Origin of the sequence: Bartonella sp. LB28NMGDW (assembly GCF_042194435.1) — a bacterium.
Taxonomy (GTDB): domain Bacteria; phylum Pseudomonadota; class Alphaproteobacteria; order Rhizobiales; family Rhizobiaceae; genus Bartonella; species Bartonella grahamii.
This window is the reverse complement of sequence record NZ_JBHIMX010000002.1, coordinates 1-24,980: the sequence shown is the minus strand read 5'-3', so window position 1 is coordinate 24,980 and position 24,980 is coordinate 1. Positions and strand designations below refer to the sequence as shown.

Annotated in this window: 12 protein-coding genes, 1 tRNA gene and 2 pseudogenes; 6 read left to right on the top strand and 9 right to left on the bottom strand. The window is 36.8% G+C overall.

Going from position 1 to position 24,980, the window contains the following annotated elements; all coding sequences use genetic code 11:
* Positions 1 to 18 precede the first annotated feature (18 nt).
* A tRNA-Ser gene (locus ACFIKG_RS01540) sits at positions 19 to 108 on the top strand.
* Between the two features lie 451 nt (positions 109 to 559).
* On the opposite strand, the gene ACFIKG_RS01535 is transcribed toward ACFIKG_RS01540, so the two are convergent.
* The 7 genes from ACFIKG_RS01535 to ACFIKG_RS01505 form a co-directional block, all read right to left on the bottom strand.
* Complete coding sequence (locus tag ACFIKG_RS01535) at positions 560 to 1,759, bottom strand: MFS transporter (RefSeq protein WP_375651627.1); 1,200 nt, start codon at positions 1,757 to 1,759, stop codon at positions 560 to 562.
* A gap of 2,049 nt (positions 1,760 to 3,808) precedes the next feature.
* A complete protein-coding gene (locus ACFIKG_RS01530; protein ID WP_375651626.1) occupies positions 3,809 to 4,132 on the bottom strand; it encodes a cupin domain-containing protein in 324 nt (107 codons plus the stop codon).
* Entirely contained in the window at positions 4,125 to 4,364 is a 240-nt protein-coding gene (locus ACFIKG_RS01525; protein WP_375651625.1) for a YqcI/YcgG family protein, read from the bottom strand. The genes ACFIKG_RS01530 and ACFIKG_RS01525 overlap by 8 nt, the downstream gene beginning before the upstream one ends.
* Positions 4,365 to 4,375: 11 nt before the next feature.
* Positions 4,376 to 4,606 carry a YqcI/YcgG family protein gene (locus ACFIKG_RS01520; RefSeq protein ID WP_375627400.1) on the bottom strand — a complete coding sequence of 77 codons (231 nt, stop codon included), beginning with the start codon at positions 4,604 to 4,606 and terminating at the stop codon, positions 4,376 to 4,378.
* A gap of 103 nt (positions 4,607 to 4,709) precedes the next feature.
* On the bottom strand, positions 4,710 to 4,835 hold the full coding sequence (locus tag ACFIKG_RS01515; RefSeq protein WP_375627401.1) for a hypothetical protein: 126 nt from the start codon (positions 4,833 to 4,835) through the stop codon (positions 4,710 to 4,712).
* Between the two features lie 23 nt (positions 4,836 to 4,858).
* Positions 4,859 to 6,064 (bottom strand): ATP-grasp domain-containing protein, encoded by a 1,206-nt coding sequence (locus ACFIKG_RS01510; RefSeq protein WP_375651624.1) that lies wholly within the window; start codon positions 6,062 to 6,064, stop codon positions 4,859 to 4,861.
* Positions 6,061 to 7,281, bottom strand: a complete 1,221-nt coding sequence (locus ACFIKG_RS01505; protein WP_375651623.1) for an MFS transporter — start codon at positions 7,279 to 7,281, stop codon at positions 6,061 to 6,063. The genes ACFIKG_RS01510 and ACFIKG_RS01505 overlap by 4 nt, the downstream gene beginning before the upstream one ends.
* A 1,038-nt stretch (positions 7,282 to 8,319) precedes the next feature.
* Between ACFIKG_RS01505 and tmk the strand changes: the two are divergent.
* Together tmk and ACFIKG_RS01495 are read left to right on the top strand one after the other, a co-directional pair.
* A pseudogene (gene tmk, locus ACFIKG_RS01500) lies at positions 8,320 to 8,970 on the top strand (dTMP kinase).
* Between the two features lie 605 nt (positions 8,971 to 9,575).
* Positions 9,576 to 10,787, top strand: coding sequence for an MFS transporter (locus tag ACFIKG_RS01495; protein WP_375651622.1), 1,212 nt, complete (start codon positions 9,576 to 9,578; stop codon positions 10,785 to 10,787).
* Between the two features lie 320 nt (positions 10,788 to 11,107).
* On the opposite strand, the gene ACFIKG_RS01490 is transcribed toward ACFIKG_RS01495, so the two are convergent.
* The gene (locus ACFIKG_RS01490) at positions 11,108 to 11,377 is read right to left on the bottom strand and encodes a hypothetical protein (RefSeq protein WP_012754562.1); all 270 of its coding nucleotides are present in this window, start codon (positions 11,375 to 11,377) and stop codon (positions 11,108 to 11,110) included.
* A gap of 2 nt (positions 11,378 to 11,379) precedes the next feature.
* Positions 11,380 to 11,826: a hypothetical protein gene (locus tag ACFIKG_RS01485; protein WP_375627405.1), complete on the bottom strand. Its 447-nt coding sequence runs from the start codon at positions 11,824 to 11,826 to the stop codon at positions 11,380 to 11,382.
* A gap of 502 nt (positions 11,827 to 12,328) precedes the next feature.
* On the opposite strand from ACFIKG_RS01485, the gene ACFIKG_RS01480 reads away from it, so the two are divergent.
* From ACFIKG_RS01480 to ACFIKG_RS01470, 3 genes and pseudogenes are all read left to right on the top strand, one after another.
* On the top strand, positions 12,329 to 12,835 hold the full coding sequence (locus ACFIKG_RS01480; protein ID WP_375651621.1) for a helix-turn-helix domain-containing protein: 507 nt from the start codon (positions 12,329 to 12,331) through the stop codon (positions 12,833 to 12,835).
* 870 nt (positions 12,836 to 13,705) lie between these two features.
* On the top strand, positions 13,706 to 18,907 hold the full coding sequence (locus tag ACFIKG_RS01475) for a Vomp family autotransporter (protein ID WP_375651620.1): 5,202 nt from the start codon (positions 13,706 to 13,708) through the stop codon (positions 18,905 to 18,907).
* A gap of 634 nt (positions 18,908 to 19,541) precedes the next feature.
* Positions 19,542 to 24,980: pseudogene (locus tag ACFIKG_RS01470) on the top strand (hypothetical protein); the annotation flags it as partial.

Genomic DNA, 24,980 nt, shown 5'->3' with positions numbered 1-24,980 from the left:
GTATAGTGCGAGACTTCTGGAGAGGTGGCCGAGTGGTTGAAGGCGCACGCCTGGAACGCGTGTATATGGGAAACCATATCGAGGGTTCGAATCCCTCTCTCTCCGCCATTAATTTAAAACGAACTTTCATATGCTTGATATGATATAGCTTAAAAAGCTCAGGATTTTTTACTGTTTGCAATTGACCAGTTTGCGCTGATCTGTGTCTGTCATTGTGTATACCTAGAGATTGCTGTTTAATTTCCATGAATTTTATAATTTCTAAGTTCCTCTCTTCTCGATCTTTAGATAACCTGATCTAGCATAAACGATCTCTTCAAATATCATTAAAGGATTTTTGCCATTATCACTAACTTCTTATAAAGCTTCAGAATTAATGGCGATTATAGTGCTATTTGTAACGGGATAAATGCGTTTTATCCACATGAGAGGTAACGAACACCTCAGCTTTTCTCACGCAATGTGCTCATTTAAAATTAATGTCATGAATATTTGTACGAAATCTTTATCTATACAATAATCAAAAAAAGGCTGACGTAATATAATAATTGAAGATCATTCATGCGGCGCTTTCTTTTATTTCTAAGCTTTGTATGTAAATAGATAGTCCGTGTACAATAAATAAAGGGGCGCAAAAACCTATAAATATACACAGGACATATAATATAGAAAATGAAAAAAATTTTTCTGCATATAAAAGCACAATAGAGAATAAAGCCGTTATGATGCGCACACTGGCATCGCCTGCCAAAATCACCTCGGCTAAATTTTCACTAGGTGTGATAGCTTGTCCAATTGTTATTCCCGATACCCTAAAATAAAATTGCCCAATACCTAATAAAAAACCCATAATATAAAGGGAATATTGAGTAAAATTTAAATATAAAACAAAAGAGATTGCGATCACTGCAAAAGCCGGTGTTCCCCATACAAAAAAACGAATTAAAGATGGAAATTTCCGTAAATAATAGGATGAGATAAGACCATTGACTACAAAACCCAGTGCTGACAAAGCAAAAATAGAATTTTGAATAGCTGTGAATTTTATATTATCTGATGTTATAGATGCAAGAACAAGTGGCAATAGAACAATAGGCCCCGTATAGAGAAAATTATTCAAAATACGATTAATCGTTAAAAAACGCAACGCAGAAACCCGCCAAAGGCACCTAAAACCAACTCCATAAGCTTTTTGATATGGCTTTTTTAATAGCTTTTTTACTCTGTTTATTTGTTGTATAGACTTTATACGAAACCATAGGCTGGCATTCAAAAGATAAATAAACACAATAAAGGCTATGGCTGTTTTGTGCCCCAAATGCGCAATTATAAAATATATAAGCAATGGGGATATAATAACAAAAAACTGACAGCAACTAGTATAAAATGCAAAAATTCCAGCTTTTTGTTTGGGAGCTGGAACCAGCTGATTCAAGGCACTATTGTTATTTGGGTTATCTGCCCCCATCAAGAGAGCAAGTAAAAAAAATACAAATAAAATAAGTACCGGATTGTTCATAAATAATAAGAACGATAATAAACAAGCGCAAATAATTTGACTATAAAACCCAATTATAAAGCCTTGATAGTGCGCCAACACATTCCCCAAACATAAGCCAGCAATTCCAATTGCGATTAAATTAACAACATTTAAAGTAGCAGATGCTTCTCCCGTTGTATCTTGGAATTGTAACAAAGAAAGGCCAATAGATAATACACCACTAGCACAAAAACTCGTCAAACAACCAATCAAAATCATAAGAAAAACAGAATTACGCAATAGCCTTCCCCCTCTTAAATAGAGACTCAAGCCATTTTATGATTTTTTCCATTATCGAATATGGTTCGGTACTAAATTCCAGTTTTTCACAAAATTTTAGTTCAAATGCGTTATAGGCACTTATTTTTTGCAAGTCATCTGTCCGTATGGATTCTATACTTGGCAACGTTGCGCCCATAGATTGAGACAAATAATAGGAAATTACTTTCCAATACATATAAGTACGCTCTCTTGCCAAATAATTTTCCAAGACATATTTCAAATGACAACCATCTAAAATATATTTCGAACAATGGTGCAAAGGATAACAAATACAAATAGCATCTGTTTCATGTACGGGACAAGAAGAAATATTAAAATTTTTATCATTTCATAATATTATAAAAACTTCAGTGAGCAGATCTTCTAAATTTAGTCTAGACAAAACAAGAGTGTTTGCTATTTTTGAGCAACATGAGACAAAGCCAATCTTACTACTAAAGTTCCAATAACCTTTAAGTCAGATTCTGGATAAGCTTTTTTAAAATTCCCCACCCATATGGTTCTATGATATATAATAATTGGCTCATCTCGTCTGAATGAACAAGATGTAATTCTAAATCAATATTATCACAAAGTTTTTAGTTCTTGAATTGCTCGGATCCTAATCTGGTATTCTTAAATCATCATAGGAACTAAAGATTTTTTAAGTATTTCAACTTTTTTAAACTTTGTGTCAATGTATTGGAATCTCCCCTTCACGGACTTCGACAATTATTGTATCACCACTATAAGAACAAAAAATTATCTTTGAATTTGCTTACTTTTAGAAAGAAAAATGAGCAACACTCTTCCTTAACTAAAAGAAATACGCTTTCTACCTTTTTCTTTATGATGATCAAAAGTCTATTCTGTTACAATTCGATTATCAATTATTAGGATAAATATTCTGCGTTTAGCCTAATAAACTGTTATGATCAATGTTTCTCTCTGTTCTAAAAGTCAGCGCTTTTCTTCCTAGAGATACTCGTAATTGCTGTACAATCTTTCCAAAAAAGGCACCCCTAAACATTGCTATTAACACGATCATTCTGAGAAGTTTAATACATACACACTTCATTATACGGAATTCTATGTATTTTTTTTAACTTACTCAACGAACCAACATTTTCTAATGGGCAACATAAATCACGAAATTTGTGTGCTGTCACAATTCGAAAAACAATCACATATCTCCCTCTAATGATAGACAATGTCATTAGAAGAAAGCCTTAATGATATCGGTAGAATAAATTAACCAGAAAAAATTGCAGCGCAGATAGAACAAATTTTATTTTATACCTTGTAACTCTCTATAAATTTTAATCCTTTTTGTTAAAGGTTCTTATGCAATTTTTTCTATATTCAGTATTTTTTTCTACTTGTTTGCAACAAAAGATTAATAGCTAAATTCACCTATGTCATCATAGTTCTTTTTTTGGTAAAATAGGTCAGCTTCAATTTCGACATATAAATACTTTAACTCTTTAATATATTCTCTTCAGATGCTTTAGATTAACAACACACCAAAACCAAAATATTTATTTTACTTAAGTTATTGAATATTATTTAAGAAGTAGGAAAATAAAGTGATGCAAGAGTTAAAAAAATTATTTAAAAGTTCAAATCCATCTACATTTTAGAGCCATCACGCATGGTAATAACAGTTGTCATTAGGTATACTAAATATGCTTGATAGCTTTTCTGCTTCATGCTTGTAGGGAGTTCCAGATAGAGATAATACCAGAATCCATCCGTGAATGCTTGATAATAAAGCTGTAAACAAAATTATTTTCTTGTTGTTTAACCGGTTAAGCTTGATCCATTTTTTTCCTAAAGAATAACGTTCTATTTTGTGCTGTAAAATGCGGTTTCTGAAAAGTTTTTACGTTGGTTTGGGGTAGGGGCCGTAAACTTCAGAGCCTTATTTTCCGCAGAATCTAGGGGCGTAGAAGTAGGAGTAAAAGAATAAAATCCTATATGAGAAAGAATCCATTAAAGAGCGAGCAGTTACCTATCTCCAATATCTCCAATAGTGAGATTTTCTGTAGCAATTGCATATATGCATCCTACATCTGCTGCAATTGATTTGTGCCTTGTATTGGCAGGTAGATGTATAATATCTCCTGGTGTACAGGTTATACGTTTTTCGCTATAGAAAAAATCTAACCCTCCTTCTATAATTAAGAGAGTTTCATCGACCTGGTGAATATGCCAATCGTGTATTTTTTTTGGAAAGTCTCTTTGTACCTCTATTGATCCTTGCTCTGGAAGCATCATTTTGAATATATCATAGATATTTTTATTTAATTTAATTTTAGAAAATTTAGTCATTATCGTGCTCCATTATATGATATGGGCAAGGTGGGGATTCAATATTATTATCTTGCAAGAAATATTGCGTCCATTCTCTATTTTGGGGTTCGCCATATTTTCCTAAAAAAGGAGATTTTGTTATAATATCAAAAGGTTCAAGTCTTTTTGTTACAGCGGAGAATGCATTTTTTGCTTTTTGTTCTGTATCCAGCAGATCAGGAAAAACCCACCTAGGCTGGAAAGTTAACATAAATATAGAACTTACTTAATTCTGTTTATATAAGACGGGGTATTGCAAACTATAAACATGGGCTCGCCATGAAAGCAGAACTCCCATAGAGGATTATCCATATTTTTTGGTATATGCTTAGGCCATTCTTGGTCATCAAGAGTTCGCAAATCTTTAAGTATAGACCAGAATTTTTCTCTATAAACTTTGATACTTTGTACGAGGGCAGGCTTCTCGAATGCAACAAAAGATGTGTTCTTCAAAAATTTTTATAGTTATCGAAATAAGTTATCAGGTCTTCCATCATATTTTTTGCGGTCAACTTATTGTAGAACCCAAATCTAAGCATATTTTTTGAGTATCCATTTACACCGAATAGGCAGGAAAAGGTCTAATTGTGTTATTCATGGTTGCATCGAATTCTTTAAAAACGACCTGCTTCCATTTTTCATATTTATCTATATTTTCAATTATTTGCGCTGCTGAATCCATGTTTTCCTCCCAATTGTTGTATTTTATAAGAAATTGCTACGAATGATTCTCTCCAAAGCTGATAATTCATCATCACTGTGTCCCCAAATTGCTATAATAGCTGGGCAGGTATTTAAATCGATGGTTAGGGGTAGGGGCTCGTTTTCTTTAAAAAAGAGCATAAAATGAACCACATTTTCCCAAGAATGAAGCTTTTGCTGCCATACGTTAACATCTTTTATAATATGACCGTCGATCTCGTTGATAAGAAAGATAATACGCCCTTTTTTCTTAAAGCGACTTGGTGTTTGCGAAAACACGCCTGCAATAAGGTTAACGGAGCTTTCAAGTAAATCATCTTCATAGCAATGCGCGAATAAAGTGGGTGCAATTCCTCCGTGGAGGCGGGCTCCTACTTCGATCATCACTGGACCACGAGCTGTTTGCATGATTTCCATATGCGCGGGCCCATATTCAATCCCCAGCGCGCGAATGCATTGTTTTGCATAAGAGATAAGAGGGGCATAAGAGGGATCTTGAGCATCAAGTACATCAAGCGATTCATAAACAAAGGCACTTTCATTATGAATACCTTTTTTATACCGCGATAAAGCACATATCTTTATAGCCTCTCCATTTACAACGGCGTCGACGATGTATTCCTCTCCCTCCAATCTTTCTTGGAGTAAATAAGTCTCGTTAGGTGCACCAAAAATATTTTTTTGCGTCCAGTCGATTCTAGAGGACCATGCCGCCACTTCTTCACAGCTGGAGAAAAACAAAACGCCATCGCTTCCAGCAGAATCATTCGGCTTTACCACATAGCCGCTGGGACTTTCAAAACCATCGAGAGTACAATTGTCTTTTGTAAGAATTTTTGATCGGATGTAAGATAAACCATTTTCACAAAGGCGCTTTTGCATTGCTGCCTTTTTTCGTTGCCAATCGGTGGTTGAGGGATTGTTCCCAAGGCAACCATAATAAGCCGCCAATTGATCTGCACAATAAATACTTACCTCGGCGCCTGCCACCACGGTCTCTATCGCGCCGATAGGAAAGCGTGTCTTTATCTCATCTACATTATGAAGTTTCGCTTCTGCCATGCCCTCTCCCTGATAAGAAAGCATATAGTGTGAAAAAGGAGCTTGTTGAGAGACAACACCATAACAAGTATAGCCTAATTTTTGCAAAGCAGGGGCATAGAGGGCACCCGTGGAGAAAGGGTCGACAATAAGAATAGGTTTTCTCATACTTTGTTCCGCTGCAATAAAAGGAAAAGAATATAAATAAAGATTATTAGCCCTATAAGGGGGAGAAGATAAACAGCTGCTTGAGGACCCATAAGGGTAGAGCTTGTAAGAAGACCAAGGATAACATAACCTGCCGATTGGGAGAGAGTATAAAGCATGCCGCTATAGCTTCCCACCAGCTCTGCTTGAGCCTCTGTTTTAGTCGCTTCAATCGTATGTTTGCGGGCATTAATTCGCATGGTATTCATTGAAAAGCCAATAAAAAAGCAAAAGACCACAGCCAAATAGGGCGATTGTGTGGTGCTAAAAATAAGATCAGCCACGCTCAACATAAGGGCTGGGAGAATAAATTCAAAGCGAGGGATTTTGATAAAAGCAGCCAAAAAAGCGCCCATGCCCGCGACCGCACTGCAAAGCCCATAATATTCAGAGCCAAAATTTTTCACACTCTGAAAAAGAATGGTTGCCAGTGTATTATAAGCGCAAATATGAAAGCCAATAAGTCCTATGCAGACGCATAAAAGTTTAAGCTCACGGGAGAGTCCATCCGCTTGCGGTGTAGGTGCTGTCTTCTTATCGGTTGCAGGTGCTGTGGTATCTGTAGCCTTATATTCATCGCAAAAGATGATATATCCGGCTATAAGGCTTATAATGATGTCAAACACACAAAGTGCCACAATCAAACCATTATAGCCAATTTCAGCCGCTACCCCTCTTGGGCTGGTTGCTTCTAAGAGATAACCACTCAATGCTGCTCCCAAAAAGGCGCCAATTTGCACCACTGTTTGCATAATGCGGGAAGCCTTTTGGGCGCTAATATAACCACTAAGCGCTAGTTTAGTATTATAAGTCTCGAGTGTGCTTAAGGTAATCAAAGAGAGATAGCCGATAGAGATAGAGACAGCGATAAAACCAAAGGGGGAATCAGCATAATGGAAAAGTGCAATCAATAAAAGAAGGCTATAGATAATGATCCGCCTTTTGTATAAATCGACCAACCGCAGTGAGGCTTTAATGCGCACAAGTCCGCTTTTTTTCAAAAAATAGGGCATAAGGGTGCCCAAAGCCATGGTTACGCCCAAGAAAACCGATGAGGATGTTATGCGATAAGCATTCCAAAGATTACTTAAAAATAAAACCATATCAGAGAGATAGAGCAGGACAACAAGCCCATAAAACCGAAACATCAGTTGTTTGTGCACATCATCCCCCCCCATTTCGGAATCTCTTAAAACACGCAGTATTATAAATCAGCACACATTTTTACGAATGATGAATACGCACACATATTACTGGGCATGTCAAGTTTTTTGATCGGGAAAAATTGAACGCTGATGTTTATGGTAGTGATAGCTTATTTTCAGGAGAATGAGTAGGGTAGAGGCTGGTATTTTTACTGCAGGTGGCTTGCCAATAAGGAACTATGTCCTAGAGATATATTTTGCGCTTTCAAGTTGATTTTGTTTACACTCAAGGTTGAGGTTTTGTTATTGACCGTTGTTAGATGTTGTTGTGACAACAAAATTCGTTATCTATCAGAAACATTTATGGCATTAGCGCTAAGGTATGCGGTTGTATTAAAGTCTTTACATGGTAGTCTTTTTCATAGAAAGGTATTATTGGTTCAGTTTTAGGAGGCTTTGTTACGGTTGATTTTGATGTTGTTGTTTGAAGGCTTATTATAATATTCTTAATTTCAGTTTATGAATATATTGAAAATATAGTGAAACATTTGATTTAAACGCTTTTGCAAGACATATTTCAATATCTCAGCGATGTTTTCTGAGAATTGCTCTGCTGCTTTTTAACGGAATCGGATATCAAATGCTTATGGCGTGGGCAGCGGTTTGAGAAAAGATAGAATTGATTTCATTAGCTTCCTATGGAGCGCAATCTAGTAGCAGCTCTTAAGGGACAATAATATACTGAGATCGAACTCATTTCTATACACTTACACGACGTTATAGGAGTAATCCTCAGAAACTCTACTAGAATTCGTTAAGAAATGGTAGGGTATGGAGTGTGAGCAAAAAATATATTTTTTTACAAATGCTTAATCTCATTTTAAGCTGTCTAACATATAACCTCATCTTAAAACTAAGTCTATATACCGCCATTTATCATAAAGTTAATAAGTTATACAAATGCGGGAGTATTGTGTGTTTCTGTTTAGAGACGAGTAAAAAAACACCTTATTAAACATTAAGAGATTTTAGACATAAAACAATTTAACTTATGGAAAGTATATAGACAAAATGTATCTTGATAAAAAAGTTTATAATTCCATGTGGTCTCCAAAGAAATTTTCTGGTTCTTTTATTGTCTTATGCGGGTTTGAAGGGAGTGGAAAGACAACACAAACAAAAGAAATTGCTCGCCATTACTCAACAGAAAAACATATAATGAAAACTTTTCAACCCAGTTATTGGTATAGAAATAATCCAGAAATTAGAGATTACTTAGATAATGGAAAAGCAATTGATCCGTTACTTTTAGCACTTTTAGCAGCGACAGATAGACGCAAACATACGCTTGAAATTATTTAACCTTCCTTAACGTCATCGCAAAATTTATTAATTAGCGATCGATATGTTTATTCTAGTCTTGCTTATTTTTATGCTCGAGAGCTTTCTGTTGAAAGTGTAGTTAAATTAAATCAATCTATTCCAAGACCTCATATTACATTTTATCTTCATTTACCGCCCACTACTATACTGGAGCGGTTGCAGAAAAGGGATGGTTTAAACTTAAAATACGAAGAAAAACTCTCTTTTATTGAAAAAGTTTACAAAGTATACAAAGTTTTATCAGAAATAGATGAGCGGTTTATAACAATTGATGGAACTGCTTCTGTTTCTTTAATTCATCATCAAATACGACATCATATAGATAAGGTTTGTTTTTGATTATGAATAAAATCATTTATTAATCAATTTATCCACGATAGATCCTCCTTTATGTATTCGTACTCTAAATCTGAAACTTTAGAGATATGATTGCAATAATTTAACTGCTCAGGAAAAATATCACGTTATATATTTTAATTGGAAAATTAACTGTAATGGGTTTGTTTTAAAAGATTTAGAGAAGGGGAGTAGAAAAGTTATCAATATTTATCGTGAGAATAATAGTATGTTTATTCTTTTAGAGACGAAGTGTGGTGATAGAATAACGACATGGAGGGATATACTCGAGCATATTTTAGTGCACGGAATAATAAGGACAATGATGTGTGTGAAGCTTCCATACCGTAAATTGTTCCACATATGTATATAAGGTGTAGCTTCTGAATAAAATGCACATAAAATATCAATTTTATTGTATTTTTGTGCATAAATGTTTTGTTTTCATAGAAGAATTAATCATACCACAGCACAAAGATTTTAAAAGTCTCACAAAAGGAATTTTGCTTTCTTAAATTTAATGATCTAAAATGAAAATTGTAAGAATGCATGTTTTTAAACAGGATGTATCATGCATATCGACGGGTATTTATTTTAGAGGATAATTTATGTTCACTTCAAATTTGAAGGAACGCATTGCTTTATTTGAAAATAGAACTTTTCTCTATTTTACTTTGAGCGGCTTATTTGCTACATTTGGAAGTGGATTAAATTATATTACATTGTCATGGCTCGCTTACAATCAGACGGGCTCAATCCGTGGTGTAGCGTTGATGATGCTTTTTCTTTGGATGCCTGGCATTATTTTTGCGCCTATTTTTGGCATATTGGCAGATAAATATAATCGTAAAACGCAGATTATTATTTCAAATCTTGTGAGAGGTTTGGTAATTGTTGGCTGGGTAATGCTTTGGCATTTTGGTATAGAAATTGAATTGATGGTCTTATCTGCTCTTTTGGGTATTTTTATCCCTTTTTATATGCCATCAGCTATTTCTTTAATTCAAAGTATTGTGCTGAAAGAACAGCTCATTAATGCAAATGCGACCATCGATATGGTTTATGAACTTGGCACTATCGTAGGTATGGGCTTAAGTGGATTGATACTGTCCTATGCAGGAACAAAAGGAACTCTTCTAATAGGTGGTATATTCTTTATCATTGCTGGTTTATTTAATTTTGCAATGAAGGTACCTAAAAACCGAAGATTTAAAAATCGAAACCAGCAAAATTGGTGGGAAAATTATACAGCAGCCCTTCATTATTTTAAACAGAATCCGGCTCTTTTTGTACCTTATATAAGCCAGATGATTATTATGACTCTTTTGATGACTATTCCTGTTATTGTCGTTCCTTATATACAAGAGGTTTTACATGCGGATAGCAGGACCTTTGCAATATTTGAGGTGCTTTATTCTATGGGCGTATTGACAGGTGCGTTTTTTTCACCACTTCTTTGTAAAGTTTTATCCATAAAGAAAACATTAGCCATTTTATTAGCTTTTATGGCTATTGGTCTCGCTATTCTATCTGTTAATACACACAATTTTGTTGCTTTTCCTGTTTACTTTATGATTGGATTTGGACTTTCAAGTTGGGCTCTTTCGATTTCTTTATCACAACTCTCTTGTGATCCTGAATACCAAGGAAGATTGCAGGCAAGTTTTAATGCTATCTCTGGATGCTTGATCCTCGCAGTCTATCTCATTATGGCACGCGATAACAGTAGCATATCACCTCAATCGATATATTTTTTTCAAAGCATTTTTGCGCTTGTTGGAATATTCATAGTGCTGTTTTATAAACATGAAAAACAATAAATTACATTTATAAGTGTGGTAATACCGCTATTTTATAAACATTTACGCTGCTGCACATTTCATATTTTGCTTTTAAAGGAGAGTTGAGAAAATGTAAAAATTGGTGCTTAATGAATAAAGCATACATTGATGTATGCTAGAGAATACTCTCTATTTTTTGATAACGACCCACAAGAATTTCTGCGTTTCTTTAATTCATCTCACTGTTGTTAAGAAGATGAAACCGCAACACTTTAAATCTTTTTGAAAGTTTTTTTGTTTAAGCGCAGTAGAAAATAAAGCGATGAGGTAATATCGTATCATACGGGGAGAGTGTTGCATTATTTTTGTTTTTCAAAATCCATATGAAAAATTGTATCAATTTCATCTTCATTGGAATGGGTATTTCTACGACGATGCAAGGTTTGCACAATCTCTTTTTTTAATACGGCATCTGTTTCACTTAAACGGTGAATACTGAGTTCCAATTCAAGAGATAACGCCAAATCCACGCACAGTTTAAGCTCTTCTCCAATGTCGAAACCGCGTTGATAGTCGTCATAAAGACCAACCAGTGTATCAGATAATTCTTTATCGCATAAAGAGGTCATGCTTAATTCCTCAACGTTGCGGGTTTCCGTGCAGCTTTTTTAAGTATCACTCCACTATTATCACTTAGAATTGCCATGTATATGAACCTCATGGTTTTGTCAATTTTCTGCAAAATACGCGCTTTTAAACCAATGTCTATTAAAGACTTTATTACTTCAAGATTTTGAAGCGCCCAATTGTAAATATGGATGGTAATGTGTTTACTATAGAACTTATAGCATTTAAAATACATTGCCAAAAGGCTTTTAATATGCATAGAGGAGGAGCATTCTGACGATAAACCAAACACCCTGAAATCTCTATTGCCAAGTACAGCTAAATCAGCACCATTAATATATAAAATAAGCAAACATGGTTTGTAAACGTCTAACTTTTTAATAACGAGTGATGATCTCATTTTTTGTAGAATACCAATTATTTTGCCTATTTTATATTGATTTTTAGACATTGATAAACTTTTTACCTTATGTTGTAATGTAAAAACTTTGGGAAGTGTATTTATAGATTTTTGCAAAAAGGTTTAAGCAGGTTTACTGGGCTGTTGAGTGAGAGAACCTGTGTTGGGCTTTTTGCTTCTGAAAGAATATGACTGTGACTTTTGAGAAAGTAGTTGGCAAGAATTTGCTTGGCGTGCAAACTGATAGAGTTGGCAGTGGCGCATTTAGCTTTTTCATTAGGCTGTGTCCAAATGTTTTTGACTCTGGAAAATAGCTTCTGATAGGCTTGAGTTTTCCAAGGTTATATTACAGGGGCGCAGTTCAGTAAAATACCACGGCGATTGCATTTTTTGTGTGATTGTCATAAATTTCGCTCCTGCTTAAACGGATACTACAACATCCATTTTTGTGGGGTTATGTATGTGATAACTGCTCTTCTTAAGGAGCAGTAATGATAGATATAAATCAATATAATTATTTAGTCAACAATTATATTGATTTGGGAGTGTTTTTTTGGCTCGTCCGGAAGCAAAACCTAAAACTGAGTTGGCAAAACGTTTTCGTGAGGTGCGTCACGCTCTTGGTTTTACAGAGCGTAAGCAGTTTGCTGAACATCTTGGTATCACTGCTGGCTCTATAGGAACTTATGAAACTGGTATAAGTGAGCCTACAGCCTCTGCGCTCTCCAAATATCAAGAAATTTGTGGTGTTTCATTAGATTGGCTTGTAACGGGCAATGGTGAGATGTTTTCAGATATGGCAAAGGCGAAAGCAGCTGGTTTTAAACCACAAGCGATTCCTGTTGGGCTGATGAAAAAGCTTGGACATTTGGTTTATACGGCCTATCATGATGCAAAAATAACACTTTCTCCTGAAGATGTTGCAGAATTAGCAGCAGAGCTTTATGGGAAATTGCAAGAGCTCATTCAAAATCTCAATGATATGGAAGAAGTCGAAGCCACTTTGCCACTTTTAAAATTACATTTAAAGCGTAAAATCGAAACTGAAAAGCACATCTAGAAAATTTATAAGATATAAACGAACAGCCTTTTTAAAAAATAAAACTTTTTTGGTCTCTTATTCAACATGAAAAAATGATAAATTATCGTTATAAATTAATGTGTTGCTCTAATAAAGGTAAAACTTCTTATAAAAAGAATTACAGTTAGTAATACAAAAAAATTTATACAACAGTGAAAATACAATGACGATGTTTTGTTTCTATAAAAGGGTCACAGACATATAATAGAGAAGAAGGAAAGACTATTTATAGGTGCACTTTTGTCTTTTTATGAAGATGATGAGATGAGTACGTTGAAACTTTTTACAGAGCGTGCATCATTATATTAAGAAAGATTTCTTTCAAAGATATATATCATATATTGAAACAGCTTACCTTGCAGAAAAGAGTGAGGTCATTATGATAATCGTTATCCATTACATTATGCTATAAGTTAAAAAAAATCATAAATTTGCGCTTATAAGAACAGCTAATTTATTGAGAAGTATTTTGGTACATTTATAAAAATTATTTTTTGTACTCTTGTCATTCTTCTGAGGTGCTTTATCTAAAAAGTAGAATTGCTCTTTAGTGAAACTATTTTTGTTAAGAGATAAATCGCAGTGTTTTTGAATGGAGATTACGTTATATTTTCAAAGTCTTGTGTTTTTATTTATTTTTTAGCTTGAATCCCTCTAGCTAAAAGGGTTGGGGACTTTTCTAGATTCGATGTTGTTGCAAAGATTTTAGGGCGATGCCGTAATAAATAGCGGTGTCGAGGGGGGATTTTGTCTTCATTTATTGGTTTTTGAAGTGCGCAAACTTAAGGGTTTTGCCATGTGCGTTTTCACGCGTTGTGATGATGTTGAACTCTGTTGGAGGAGGTTCTTATGAGGAAAAAATATTCCACACCAAATTTAATTAAAGCTGTCTCGCTCAGCGCGGCAATGGCCACACTCTTATCGAGTGTTTCTCCTGTTTTTGCTGCCAATTTTGCCTTCGTAGGAGGGAATAATAATAGTACAAGTGGTGCCGGTGTTTCCTATGCACATGGTAGTCATGGCAGTGTTGTTCTATCTGGTGATGATGATTTCTGTGGTGCAGACAATGTTATCGGGCGTGGCGGCAAGCAACAGCAGAGAGTTGGTGATAGCCAACGAATAACCGCACAAGAACAATATGAGAGATTTATTGGTGAGAAAGTTTTTAAGGGTCGTCAGCCTTATGGCACGACCACTGAAAAGGTTACTTGGACGGGTGATGGAACAGTAAGTGATAGCACTAAAGGTTATATGGGGACACCGACTTTTGGTACTGCGAATGCTATGCCTGAGGCTTATGGTATTTATTCTTTTGCAACCGGTTGTGGGTCTGCTGCGACGGGTAATTATTCAACCGTTTTTGGTGCAGGTGCAACGGCAAAAGCTGGTGGAGCGCAAGCTTTTGGTGTTTCCGCGCTTGCAGGTGGTATAGCAAGTGTTGCTATGGGTGTTGGTTCAGAAGCATCGGGAAAATCTGCAGTTGCTATTGGAGGGCTTGCAACTGCATTAGGTGAAAATAGTATTGCTTTAGGAACTAAAGTAAAGGCTGCAGAGAATTATGCGATTGCTATAGGTTTAGATGCTGAAGCTTTAGGTCCAGGTTCTATTGCAATAGGGGGGAGGCGCTCTGACAGAACTGAAGAGGTTAATCCTAATAGAAAAGTAACAGCAAAAGGTGAAAATTCGATTTCTATAGGTACCCATGCTTACACTGAGAAGGATGATGCGGTTGCTATTGGTGTAAACGCGCAGGTCTTTCAGACTGATGGTGTTGCTATAGGGGGTGGCTCTGTTTCTAGAAGAGCAAAAGGTGTCGAGGCTTATGATCCTGCAACAGGTACAGTCTCGAACCAAAAGAGCGGTCTTGCATGGAAAAGTACAGCAGGTGCTTTTAGTATTGGTGAAGTAGGGGCTGAGGGTAATGATGGCAAAGGTAATTTAACACGGCAAATTACTGGTGTGGCTGCTGGTAAAGAAGATACTGATGCAGTTAATGTAGCACAGTTAAAAGCTCTGAGAAGTATCGTGGGAGAAGGAGGAGGAAGTTGGCAAATTTCTGCTAACGATAAAGATGCTACAGATGTAAATTCAGGCAATATCGTGGATTTTTCAGTGAAAAGTAAAAACGATGAAGGAAAAGACAATTTAACGATTGCAAAAAACACTGCAGATAATAAGCATAAAATTGAATTTACTTTGAGTGATACTCTGAAACTTACAAGCGTCACTACAGGCAAGAGCACGATGAGTGATGATGGCTTTGTGATTAAGAATGGCCCTAGCATGTCTCAGAATGGTATTGATGCTGGCAATAAACAGATTACAGGAGTAGAAGCAGGTACTAAAGATACCGATGCAGTGAATTATAAACAGCTGAAAGCTATAGAAAATGCGACCAAAACGAGTTGGCAGCTTTCTGTTAATGGTGGAGATGCTACAGCTATTGGACCAAATGGCACAGTAAATTTCCAAGCAGCTGGAGATGAAAATAGAAAGAATATTAAGATTGAAAAAGACGACGATCACGATGTCACATTTGATCTAGCTGATGATATTGAGGTAATGAGTGTCACAGCAGGAGAAAGCATTATGAGTGCTGCTGGCTTCGGATTTATTGATGGTGATGGGCCGAGCATAACTGTTAAGGGCATTCATGCTGGTGGTAAAATGATTAAAGGAGTAGCGGCAGGGGAAAACGATACCGATGCTGTAAATTATAAGCAGTTAAAAGACTTTACAGCAGGGATGGCAACAGGCTGGAAACTTTCTGTTGATGGTAACAATGCTACAGACGTTAAAGCTGGGAGTACAGTAAATTTTGTTGCAGCTAAGCAGAAAGACGATGATAATAATGAGAGTGAGAATACAAATATAAAAATTACCAAAGGCGATAACAATGAAGTCAAGTTTGATTTAAGTGAATATATTAAAGTTGGTCGTGTAGAAACTGGGGATAGCCGCATGAGTCACGCTGGGTTCATAATCAAGGATGGTCCAAATATGACGAAAGGTGGTATTTTTGCTGCTAATAAAAAAATTACAGGAGTACAAAAGGGTACTGAAGAGAATGATGCCGTAAATGTTTCACAGCTGAATGAAATAAAAGATCAAATAGTAGATAATAACCTTGTTAAATGGCATGAAGATCGGAAGCTTATTACCATTGGTAAAGAAAAAGGCGGTATGAAAATTGATATCACAGGCACTGATGGAGTGCGGATCATTGCGGGTGTGAAAAATGGAGAGATTTCTGAAAGTTCAACAGAAGCAATAAATGGCAGTCAGATTAATAAGATATCAGCAGATATTGCAAAGTTTTTTGGTGGTGGTACAGAATTTAATAACGGGGTTTTTTCAGGTCCAAGATATAACTTATCTACAGTTTCTACAGATGGTGATGTCGTTCAGAAGACTTTTGACAATGTTGGTGAGGCTCTTGAAGGACTTGATGTCAATATCAAAAATGTCAATAAACATATACAATATGTAGACAATAAATTTGATAAGTTTTCTCAAGATGCTTTACTTTGGGATGATGGTAAACAAGCATTTGCTGCACGTCATGGAAAAGACGGACGTAAAACAGATAGTAAGATTACTGACCTTTTGAATGGTGATATTTCAGAAGAGTCAACAGATGCAATAAATGGTTCCCAACTTTATGCGATGGGCGATACGATTGCAAATTATTTTGGCGGTGGCGCTAGTTATGAGGATGGAGAGTGGATAGAGCCTACTTTCAAAATTTCTCAGCGTGAAGCGAATGGTACTATTACTCAGAAAGAACACCATAATGTCGCTGATGCTTTTGAGGGTGTCGATAATTCTATCACAGATATTTATAATCAGATTAATAATGTGACAGAAAATAGCCTTGTAAAACAGGAAGGAGAAGATGGTCTTATTACTGTGGGTAAAGCAACCGGTGGTACTGAAATTAGCCTTGTAAATAAAGATAATCAAGAAAGAACACTTTCCGGTGTGAAAGATGGAGAACTTTCTCAAACATCAACGCAAGCAGTAAATGGGTCTCAGCTCTTTAAAACAAATGCAAATGTTACTACTGTTACCAATAATCTCAAAACAGTTGCTCAAAATACATCGAAATATTTTGGTGGCAGTACAGATGTACTGAACGGTGTAGAGCCATCTTTCCTTATTCAGGATACAAAATATAATAATGTTTTTGATGCATTTACTGCTGTCAATACTTCTATCACAAATATTGATAATAAGATTTCCGATGTGGTAAAAAATAGTCTTGTTAAGCAAGACGGAGTTTCTGCTTCTATCACTATTGGTAAGGATACAGCTGGTACTGAGATCAATATTGCAGGATATGGTAAGGTCGCACGTTCCATTTCTGGTGTTAAGGCAGCAGAAAAGGGCGATGAAGCTGTTAACAAAGACCAACTTGATAAAAGCATAAAGGATATTACGAAAGATATTGAGACAGCAAGTGCTGCTGCGGTTCTCTACGATAAGAATGGCGATGATAGTGTTAATTATGGGAGTGTGACTTTAGGCGGCAATAAGAGTAATGGGCCAGTTGCTCTTCTTAACGTAAAAGATGGCAGCCTTTCTCAAGATTCTCATGATGCAATCAACGGTAGTCAGATTAATAAAATATCAGCAGAGATTGCAAAGTTTTTTGGGGGTGGTGCAAAGTTTATTGACGGTGCTTTTAAAGGGCTGAAATATACTTTATCGGCTATTGTGGATGGTAAGGTAGGTCAGGCTAATTTTTATGACGTTGGTTCAGCTTTAACAGGTCTTGATAATAATGTTCAAGATGTAAATAAGCGCTTAACAAATGTATCCAATGAGTTTAATCAGAAAATTGAAGATTTCTCAAAAGATGCTTTACTGTGGGATGATGGTGAAGAAGCATTCGTGGCACGTCATGAAAAAGATGGGCAGAAAACAAAGAGCAAATTGAAGTATCTTTTGGATGGTGAAATTGCTAAAAATTCAACGGATGCCATTACGGGTAACCAGCTTTATTCCATGAGTAACCAGCTTGCTAATTATTTCGGTGGCGGTGCCAAATATGAGAATGGCAAATGGACAGATCCTACTTTTAAGATTGTTCAAGTCAATGCTGATGGTACGACTGTTGAGAAAGAGCACCATAATGTCGCTGATGCTTTTGGTGATATTAATAATGGGATGTCAAATATTAATAACCGTATTGATGATGTCATCAACAAGGTCGATACAGATGCTTTAAAGTGGAATGATAAAGAAAAAGCCTATGATGCTGGTCGCAATGGAAAGCCGAATAAAATTATCAATGTAGCTGATGGTAAAATTGTAGAAGGTTCGAAAGATGCGGTTAATGGTGGACAACTTTGGAAAACCAATGAACGTGTCACGGGTGTTGAAAAAGATGTTAAGCATCTTACCAACAGAGTCGACAATATTTCCACTACGGTTACGGATATTGGTGAAACGGTTTTCAATATTGAAAACAAAGTTAACGATATTGCTGAGGACGCTGTTCGTTATGACAGAGATGAAAACGGCAAAAAAACCAATAAAATCACATTAGCGGGTGGTGATGCCAGTGAACCTGTTTTGATTGATAATGTAGCTGATGGTAAAATTGAGAAGGGATCAAAAGAAGCTGTAAATGGTGGTCAACTCCATGACTATACTAAAGAACAGATGAAGATTATTCTTGATGAATCCAAGCACTACACAGATCAACGAGTTAATAATATTGTGATTGATGCGATTGATGATGCTGTTGATCAGTCTAAACAATATACAGATATGAAGTTTAACGTTTTAAACTACAGTATTGAGAGTGTGAAAAAAGAGGCAAGACAAGCAGCGGCTATTGGTCTTGCGGTGTCTAACTTACGCTACAATGATACACCTGGAAAATTAAGCGTTGGATTTGGTACTGGTTTATGGCGTAGTCAGTCTGCATTTGCCTTTGGTGCAGGTTACACCTCAGAAAATGGAAAATACCGCTCTAACATATCCGCAACAACTTCTGGAGGTCACTGGGGTGTAGGTGCGGGATTCAATATGACATTGAACTGATAATAAACAAAATACATAAAAATTCCTTTTCACCCCTGTCTCATGAAGCAGGGGTGAATTGTTTTTACGTATGTAAAAAAATATATAAGTTGATAAGCGCTATAATGGTAAACACAGGTTTTAAAAATAGAAAAAACCTACCCTTTTAACAAAATGAACTTCTTATTTCAAAATAATATAATGAGTTTTTTCATAAATATAAGTTCATTATTTTTCTTTAATTTTTAAATCTGAAAAATCTGTAGCGCTTTACAGATAGAAAAAAACTTTCGCTCTACTACAAATCTATTACAAAGTTTTCTACTAAGATAAAAGTACACATTCAAATGTATTTCAACTTTACTGGAAGAAGTTATAAAAAAATACACTAAATTAATTCTACCCCTTGCAAAAAACAACCAATAAGCTTAGAAGTTAAAAAAAAACAATCACCACAAAAAAAATTTTACTTTCTTAGGAAATGTAAAAGAGCAAAACACATTAACCATAAAACCTAAAAACACAACTTCTCTATCTTTTCAGTCAGGTACTAAATTTTTGAATACATTTAGAAAAACAAATTTTAGGGAACCTCATAGCGTTTAAATGTGTCTTTTTTGTGTTTATAGTTATTTCTTTCATTGGGGAGTTCATTATGAAAAAATTATATACAAAATTAGCAGGGAGCGATTTAAAATTTTCTCGTTTTCCTTTTATTAAAGTCCTATCCTTGACTTCGATAGCGGCACTTTTAGCCAGTATTTCCCCTGTTTTTTCGAATGATCTTGATTCTTCTAGTTCATCACAGGAAATTTTTTTAACCAAAACTCTTACTGGTGTAAGCGATTATAGTCCTATAGTGAATGTTTTGGCAGAAACCAGCGATTCGATACGTTCAATTGATATGAATGTTGGAAGTAAAAAAATCACAAGAGCAGCTTTAACTCCAAGAGTTGTAAAGGGAGATCAGATAACTAGGGATGCGAATTTGGGTAATCCTCTTGTCCATGGTGAACGAGCTCAGGGAGAATCTCATGATGCTATTGTTTACGGGCAGGTAGCGCAGACGAAGGCTGACCAAGGGATTGCAATCGGCTTAACTGCTTTAGCCGGTAGTAGTAGAAATACTAAAAATAGCATTGCAATAGGTTCTTCTCTAACCGATAGTTATGATGAAAAAGAGAGAACAGTTTCATTAGGTGATTTTTCAATAGCCTTCGGTAGTAAAGCACATAGTTATGCAAATGAAGCGATTGCTATGGGGTACAATGCATATGCACAGGAGCAGGCGCTGCAGGGAATTGCTATAGGCGCTAGCTCTAATGTGACGGTTGCGAAAGGTGTTGCTCTAGGAAGCGATTCTATATCCGATAGGGCTGCTGGTGAGTTTGGCTACACTCCTTTGTTGCAGGGTCCTGCAACAAACATCGAGACACAATGGAAAAGTACGCGGGGCTCAGTTAGTGTTGGTGATTATAGTAAGGGTATAACCAGACAAATTACAGGCGTAGCGGCTGGTAGTGAAGATTCAGACGCAGTGAACCTTAGACAGTTGCAGGACTTAGAACAAGTTGTAAGACAAAACGGTTGGAAATTCTCTGTTGGAGATAAAAATGCTACAACTGTTCTTATGGATAGCGCGGTAGATTTTTCTGCTGGAAGTAGCAACCTAAATATTACAAAGGGCGAAGATGACAGTAAAGTAAAATTTGATCTGGCTCAAGACATTACGTTAACAAGCTTAAAAGCAGGTACAAATACCTTCGATGCCACTGGCTTAGTAATTACTGATGGTCCGAAAATGACCACCGGTGGTATTGATGCTGGAAATAAAAAGGTAACGGGTGTTACATCTGGTGATCTTAGTGCAGATTCACAAGAGGCGATAAATGGTAGTCAGTTGAATGTTGTAGCTACCCATATAGCTGGATATTTAGGCGGTGGTGTAAAATTTACGAATGGTCAATGGGATAATCCAAATTTCAAAATTAAAACTTTCAATCCTGAGACGAATGAGATTGAAGAAGAAAGTTTTCCAAATGTAGCAAAAGCCCTTGAAGGCGTGGGTAAGTCTTATGTAAATCTTCACAATGAGATTAAAAAAGCTGCCGATGATAGTGTCTTTAAATGGCATGCCAAATCGGAGAGCATTACAATTGCTGCCAGTGCGGGAGAAGGTGGGCAAGAAAGTATTGCTATAGGTAAGCTTTCAAGTTCAACTGCCGACCATGGTATTGCATTAGGTGGCTCTGCAAATGTATCTGGTGAAAATAGTATTGCATTAGGTGGTTTTGCAAATGCATCTGGTGAAAATAGTATTGCATTAGGTGGACTTTCAGCTGCAACAGCTAAAAATAGTATGGCATTAGGTTCAAATGTACAAGTACTTCCTGAGGGTGGTGTTGCTGTGGGTTATAAATCTGTTTCTCGTAACTCAGCGTCCACAGTCGGCTATGATCCTTCCATAGGTAGCCGGTCAACAGACGATGGTGAGATATGGAAGAGCACTCAAGGTTCTTTTAGTATTGGTGATACTCCGAATAAGATAACACGACAGCTCACAGGTGTTGCTGCTGGTACCAATGACACTGATGCCGTCAACATTGCGCAGCTGAAAAAATTAAGAGAATTTGTAGCACAAGGGTGGACACTTTCTCTCAATGATAAGGCTGTTTCAGGCTTTCAGCCGGGCGATATATTAAATTTGGTCTCTGGAAGCGAAAACTTTGAGATTAAAAATAGTGATAAAAGAGACAGTAACGATAAAAAAATAACATTTGATTTGGCACAAGATGTCACATTAAACAGCGTAAAATTAAAAGACATCACTTTAGATAAAACGGGCTTAACCATTGAAAATGGCCCCAAAGTAATAGCGGATGGTATTGATGCTGCAGGTAAAAAAATAACAGGTGTTGCCGGTGGTTCTATAATATCAGCTTCGAGTGATGCGATTAATGGTGATCAGCTTCATACAATCACTGAGGATTTATCAAAAATTTTAGGTGGAGATGTATCCTTTGATGGCAAAAACTTTAAAGTACCGGAGTATAAATTATCGAATATTGATGAAAAAGGTGAAGTAACAGATAAACCGCATACCGATGTTGGTTCTGCCTTTAAAGGACTTGATGACAATATCAAGAATGTGAACGCTCGTATTAAGGAATTTTCTCAAGGTGTTGCAAAGGATTCGTTGTCGTGGAGCAAAGATGAAAATGCCTTTACTGCGCAGCATGGAGAAGGAGAGAAAAAAGGCAACAGCAAGATCACGTTTCTTAAGGATGGTGAACTCTCAGAAAGCTCAACCGATGCGGTGAATGGTTCACAGCTCCATTCTACGAACACAGCCCTTGCGGAATATTTTGGTGGTAATGCCAAGTATGAGGAAGGCAAATGGACAAAGCCTGATTTCAAAGTTGCGCAATTTGGTGCTGATGGCGTAGAAGGTGAGAAGAATACTTATCACAATGTTGCTGATGCTTTTGGAGGTGTTAACAGTGCTTTCACCACTTTGAATGAAGAGATTGTCGATGTAAGAGACAGTATCCTTGTTAAGCAAGAAGAAGAGATGACATTAGCGCGTAGTCTCCGTGCGGGGGGATCGGGTGCTATCACCATTGCTAAGGAAACAGGCGGTACTGAAGTAAGTATTCTCAACAAAGACGGTAAGGAACGGACAATCGCCGGTGTGAGTGATGGATCACTTTCAGGAACCTCGACAGATGCGGTTAATGGCTCACAGCTTTTTACCACCAATGAAAATGTTACTAAGGTTGCTGAGCATACAGCGAAATATTTTGGTGGTGATGCTAAGTATAAGGATGGTGAATGGACAGATCCCACTTTCAAGGTTAAGACCGTTAAGGAAGATGGCACTGCAGAAGATAAAAGCTATACTGATGTAGCTTCTGCCTTTGAGGGTGTAGGTACTTCTATCACAAATGCAAAAAAAGAGATTATCAATCAGATTACTAATGCGAAAAAAGATTCTTTGAATTGGAGCGAAGCAGATAGTGCCTTTGTAGCCTTGCATGGAGAAGAAAATAGTAAAACCAATAGCAAGATTAAGTATCTTGCGAATGGAGACATTACTGCAGACTCAAGTGATGCGGTTAATGGCTCACAGCTTTTTACCACCAATGAAACTGTTACTAAGGTTGCTGAACATACAGCGAAATATTTTGGTGGTGATGCTAAGTATGAGAATGGTGAATGGACCGCTCCAAGTTTCACGGTTAAAGCTGTCAAAGATGATGGTGTTACAGTTGAAGAGAAGAAGTATGATAATGTTGCGGATGCGTTAGCAGGAGTAGGGACATCTTTCACGAATATTAACAAAGAGATTAACAAGGTTGTAGGTGATAGCCTAGTTAAACAGGATACGGACAGCAAGACTATCAAGATTGGTGCGGAGACGGAAGGCGCTACAATCAATATTGCAAATAAGAGTGGTGCTGATCGTGTTATTTCCGGTGTGAAGGAAGCGGCCAATGACAATGAAGCGGTTAATAAAGGCCAACTTGATAAGGGTTTAAAAGACCTTTCTGATAATCTTCAGTCTGATGAATCAGCAGTTGTTCATTATGATAAAAATACAGATAAAGAAAACACCATTAATTATGAAAGTGTGACGTTAGGGAAAGGTAAGGAAGCAAAAGCCGTTGCTCTTCATAATGTAGCTGTTGGCAGTATTGCCAAGGATTCACGTGATGCCATTAATGGTGGACAAATTCATACCCTCTCTGGAGATGTTGCGAAGTTTTTAGGTGGTGGTACAGCTTTTACAAATGGTGCTTTCACGGGACCCACCTATAAATTATCTAAGATTTCTAAAGACGGTAATGAAGAAGAAGCTGAATTTAAAGATGTTGGTACAGCTTTTGAAGGCATTGATACGAGTATCAAGAATGTGAATCAGCGGATCAAGGATGTGACACAAGGTGTTGCAGAGGATTCGTTGTCATGGAGCAAAGATTCAAATGCCTTTAGTGCGCAGCATGGAGAAGGAGAGAAAAAAGGCAACAGCAAGATCACGTTTCTTAAGGATGGTGAACTCTCAGAAAGCTCAACCGATGCGGTGAATGGTTCACAGCTCCATTCTACGAACACAGCCCTTGCGGAATATTTTGGTGGTAATGCCAAGTATGAGGAAGGCAAATGGACAAAGCCTGATTTCAAAGTTGCGCAATTTGGTGCTGATGGCGTAGAAGGTGAGAAGAATACTTATCACAATGTTGCTGATGCTTTTGGAGGTGTTAACAGTGCTTTCACCACTTTGAATAAAGAGATTGTCGATGTAAGAGACAGTATCCTTGTTAAGCAAGAAGAAGAGATAACTCTAGCGCGTAGTCTCCGTGCGGGGGGATCGGGTGCTATCACTATTGGTAAGGCATCAGGCGGTACTGAAGTAAGTATTCTCAACAAAGACGGTAAGGAACGGAAAATTTCTGGTGTGAGTGCTGGATCACTCTTAGAAGACTCAAGCGAAGCGGTTAATGGCTCACAGCTTTTTACCACCAATAAAAATGTTACTACAGTTGCTGAGCATACAGCGAAATATTTGGGCGGAGGTGCTAAGTATGAGAGTGGAGAGTGGACTGCTCCCACTTTTAAGGTTAAGACCGTTAAGGAAGATGGTAGTGATGTTGAAGAGCAGAGCTATGCAAGTGTTGCGGAAGCCTTTGAGGGTGTAGGTACTTCTTTCAAGAACATTCATAAAGAGATTACACAAAGCAATACGACGGTTACTGAAAACATTAAGCAGAATGCGTTGATGTGGGGTGAGAAAGAGGGAGCCTTTGTAGCCTTGCATGGAGAAGAAAATAGTAAAACCAATAGCAAGATTAAGTATCTTGCGAATGGAGACATTACTGTAGACTCAAGTGATGCGGTTAATGGTTCACAGCTTTATTCCATGAATAAGATGTTTGCGGAGTATTTTGGTGGAGGTGCTGGCTATAATGATAAGGGCGAGTGGAGTGCTCCAAGTTTCAAGCTACAAACTGTCAACTCTGAAGGTAGTTCTGAAGAGAAGAGCTATGATAATGTTGCGGATGCATTAGCAGGAGTAGGGACATCTTTCACGAATATT